The sequence below is a fragment of the Microcystis sp. M53603_WE2 genome, assembly GCF_030065435.1.
On the sequence record NZ_JASJFF010000522.1, the window covers coordinates 1 to 4079 of the forward strand.

Annotated in this window: 3 protein-coding genes and 2 pseudogenes; 4 read left to right on the forward strand and 1 reads right to left on the reverse strand. The window is 43.0% G+C overall.

Annotated elements, in window-relative coordinates:
- Positions 1–524 (forward strand): annotated as a pseudogene (locus tag PX481_RS10885) (Uma2 family endonuclease); the annotation flags it as partial.
- 10 nt (positions 525–534) lie between these two features.
- Here the strand turns inward: PX481_RS10885 and sufR are convergent.
- Entirely contained in the window at positions 535–1173 is a 639-nt protein-coding gene (gene sufR / locus PX481_RS10890) for an iron-sulfur cluster biosynthesis transcriptional regulator SufR (RefSeq protein WP_002789066.1), read from the reverse strand.
- A 223-nt stretch (positions 1174–1396) separates the two neighbouring features.
- Between sufR and sufB the strand changes: the two genes are divergently transcribed.
- The 3 genes and pseudogenes from sufB to PX481_RS10905 form a co-directional block, all read left to right on the forward strand.
- A complete protein-coding gene (gene sufB / locus PX481_RS10895) occupies positions 1397–2839 on the forward strand; it encodes a Fe-S cluster assembly protein SufB (RefSeq protein ID WP_002758413.1) in 1443 nt (480 codons plus the stop codon).
- Between the two features lie 189 nt (positions 2840–3028).
- A complete protein-coding gene (gene sufC, locus PX481_RS10900) occupies positions 3029–3799 on the forward strand; it encodes a Fe-S cluster assembly ATPase SufC (RefSeq protein WP_002758412.1) in 771 nt (256 codons plus the stop codon).
- Between the two features lie 188 nt (positions 3800–3987).
- Positions 3988–4079: pseudogene (locus tag PX481_RS10905) on the forward strand (alpha/beta fold hydrolase); the annotation flags it as partial.

Here is a 4079-nt window from a genome sequence, read left to right on the forward strand (position 1 = left end):
CCCAACCGCAGAAGTTGGGTAGTTTGGCGAGAAGAGGGCAAATATCCCAATTTAATTATCGAAATTCTCTCCGATAGTACCGCCAAAGTTGACCGAGAGGAGAAAAAACAAATTTATCAAGATATATTTCGCACTCCCGATTATTTTTGGTTTGACCCAGAAAGCTTAGAATTTCAGGGATTTAAGCTAAACGGCGCTTAACCTGCATGATCCAACAGCTATAACCCTTTTGGAGTCTATATCGGTGATCCGAAGTAAAAGCCGTTTAGCTTACCCTAATTAGCGGTCAATATCAACCGATTGCCCCCAATTCTCAGGGATGGCTCTGGAGTCAACAATTAGGCTTATATTTGGGTTTATCCGCCAATAAATTGCGCTATTTTACCCCCGAAGGGGAATTAGTACCCACTCCCGCAGAAGCGGCACAACAGGCAGAAAACCAAGTTGAACAGGAAAGGCATAAATCCGCAAAATTAGCGGCTAAACTGCGGGAATTGGGCATAAATCCCGATGAAAATCTCTAATCTTTTTCTGTCAACCCTTGCACTTAATTAGATAACCACATCGTTGCTCACCTTGATTGATCCAGTGAGTCCGTTCGATCGTACAATCGGGCAGCAGCAGCGCAAACATTTCTAATTCATGGCCACAGATACTGGGATAGGAACCAGCCACCTCAGCAATAGCGCAATGATGCTCGGCCAGGACATAACTATTTTCTGCTTCCAGTGCCACTAATTCTGCCATATAACCCTCCTCTTGGCGAATTTCCAGCAATTTTCTCATTCTTTCCCCTAAAGACCCCTTGCCGAGGCGCAATTGATATTCTGCCGCTTTGCGTTGCCACTGTTTTTTGAGAATTTCCCCCACCTGTTGCTCTCCCACCGTCTCCACGAGAGTATTGAGGAAAGAAACGGCGAAATTATCGTAATTATGGGGAAAACGGCCACGACCTTGACGACTGAGACGATAAATGTGCTGGGGCCGTCCTATCTTATTTTGTACGGCAAAATATTCTATCAGTCCTTCCCCCTCCAAATCCTTAAGATGGCGGCGCGTCGCTTGCGGACTAATACTTAACTCCTCAGCCAAGTCTTGGGCTGTAGATTGACCGTTTTTGAGCAAATATTGCAGAATATCGTCTTTCGTCGAGGCGGGTTGAGTCGTGGTCATGATACCAAAAACAGAGGCTTTAGCGTACAATTGCTGAGAGTCAAGAAGCGGCCAATTACCCCTACAGAGTAACCTGAATAACAGAGGTTTACCAGCATCCTCTCAAATTTTCCGTGACTTTGACAACAGCTTTGTTGTTAATCTATTATATAATCAATTTAAACAACTTTATTGTTGTTTAACTGCCTCCCCTGCCTACCGCGTAGAGAGAACACTAACCCCCATGAGTGCAACCACCGTTAAAAATCTCGTTAACCAACCCTACAAGTACGGTTTCATCACCGATATTGAATCGGAAACCATCCCCCGCGGTTTAAATGAGGAGATTATTCGCCTAATTTCAGCGAAAAAGAAGGAACCGGAATTCATGCTCGATTTTCGTCTCCGGGCCTACCATCAATGGCAAAAGATGACCGAACCCAGTTGGCCGCACGTTTCCTATCCTGCCATTGATTATCAAAATATTATCTACTACTCTGCACCCAAACAGAAAAAAGAAAAACTCAACAGTCTTGAAGAAGTTGACCCCACTTTAATCGAAACCTTTGAAAAATTAGGCATTCCCCTTTCGGAACAAAAACGCCTTTCTAACGTGGCCGTCGATGCTATCTTTGATAGCGTTTCTATCGCCACAACTTTTAAAGAAAAACTAGCAGAACAGGGGGTTATTTTCTGTTCTATTTCGGAAGCTTTACAGGAACATCCCGACTTAGTACAAAAATATCTCGGCAGTGTCGTTCCCGTGGGTGATAATTATTTTGCCGCTCTTAATTCTGCCGTTTTTAGCGATGGTTCCTTTGTTTTTATCCCCAAAGGTGTCGCCTGTCCGATGGAATTGTCCACCTATTTTCGGATTAATAACGGTGAGACGGGACAATTTGAAAGAACTTTAATTGTCGCTGAAGAAGGGGCATCGGTAAGTTATTTAGAAGGTTGCACCGCTCCGATGTACGATAGTAATCAACTTCATGCCGCCGTCGTGGAATTAGTCGCCCTCGATAATGCGGATATTAAATATTCGACGGTACAAAATTGGTACGCTGGCGATGCCAATGGTAAGGGAGGTATTTACAATTTCGTCACTAAACGGGGTCTGTGTAAAGGAGTTAATTCTAAGATTTCTTGGACGCAGGTGGAAACCGGTTCGGCAATTACTTGGAAGTATCCCAGTTGTGTCTTAGTTGGCGATAATTCCGTCGGGGAATTCTACTCAATTGCCCTAACTAATAACAAACAACAGGCCGATACAGGTACGAAAATGATTCACATTGGCCGCAACACCAAGAGTACGATTATTTCTAAGGGAATTTCGGCGGGTAACTCCCAAAATAGTTATCGCGGGTTAGTGAAAATGGGACCGAAAGCCAAGGGAGCAAGAAATTACTCCCAGTGTGATTCTATGCTGATTGGAGATAATGCCGAAGCTAACACTTTTCCCTATATTCAGGTGGATAACAACAGTGCTAAAGTAGAACACGAAGCTTCTACTTCTAAAATCGGTGAAGACCAATTATTCTACTTCGCACAACGGGGTATTTCCGAAGAAGATGCTGTCTCTATGTTAGTCAGTGGTTTCTGTAAGGATGTCCTCAGTAAATTACCGATGGAATTCGCCGCCGAAGCTGATAAACTCCTCAGTCTCAAGCTAGAAGGAACCGTCGGATAATCAGTAAAGTAGGGTGGGTTAGGCGATAGCCGTAACCCACCAAAAGCTAAGTTAGGCGATAGCCGTAACCCACCAAAAGCTAAGTTAGGCGATAGCCGTAACCCACCAAAAGCTAAGACAATTTATCCATCAATTGATGATTCGCCGTCAACCACCAAAACTAATATTTTTGTTCTAGAAAAACATCTCATGAGTGAAGTAATTTTATCGGTAAAAAATCTAACCGCTAGTATTGATGGAAACCAGATTCTTAAAGGAGTTAACCTCGAAATTAAAGCAGGTGAAACCCACGCAATTATGGGGCGCAATGGCTCAGGAAAAAGCACCTTTTCCAAAGTAATCGCTGGACATCCCGATTATGAAGTAACTGGGGGAGAAATAATTTATAAAGGCGAAAACCTTTTAGAAAAAGAACCCGATGAACGAGCGCTTATGGGTATCTTTCTCGCATTCCAATATCCCCTAGAAATCCCCGGCGTTAGTAACCTCGATTTTCTTCGCGTTGCCTATAATGCCCGACAAAAATATTTAGGTTCGGAAGAATTAGATAGTTTTGACTTTGAGGAATTAGTCGAGAAAAAACTAGAAGTTGTCCAGATGAATCCTAGCTTTCTTGGCAGAAGTTTAAACGAAGGTTTCTCCGGTGGCGAGAAAAAACGTAATGAAATCCTCCAAATGGCTTTATTAGAACCCACTTTAGGAATTCTCGATGAAATTGACTCTGGTTTAGACATCGATGCTTTGCGAATTGTTGCCCAGGGAGTCAATCAATTAGCTACTCCCGATAACGCTTTTTTACTTATCACTCACTATCAGCGTCTGCTCAACTACATTGAACCCGATGTTATTCATGTTATGTACGATGGGCGCATTGTCACCAGTGGCGGTAAAGAATTAGCCCTCGAATTAGAAAGAACTGGCTACGATTTCCTCGACGAACAATTATTAGCCGTTAAGTAATCTAGCTATCAGTTATCAGTTATCAGTTATCAGTTATCAGTTATCAGGGGGTGGGGAGCGGAGAGGAACCATCCATAGGTTGGGGGTTAGTCTTACTATTAAAATTGGCAAATCTCTCTAATATTAATTATCCTTAAATATAGATAACCAGAAAAAACTTTTTTAACATCGATCGCGCTTGTTGCACAATGGAACAACCTGTCAGTTGGATTATTCCCCGTCATCCCCGTCCCGATTATCCCCTGTTTGTATTTTTACCCGGAATGGATGGCAGCGGCCA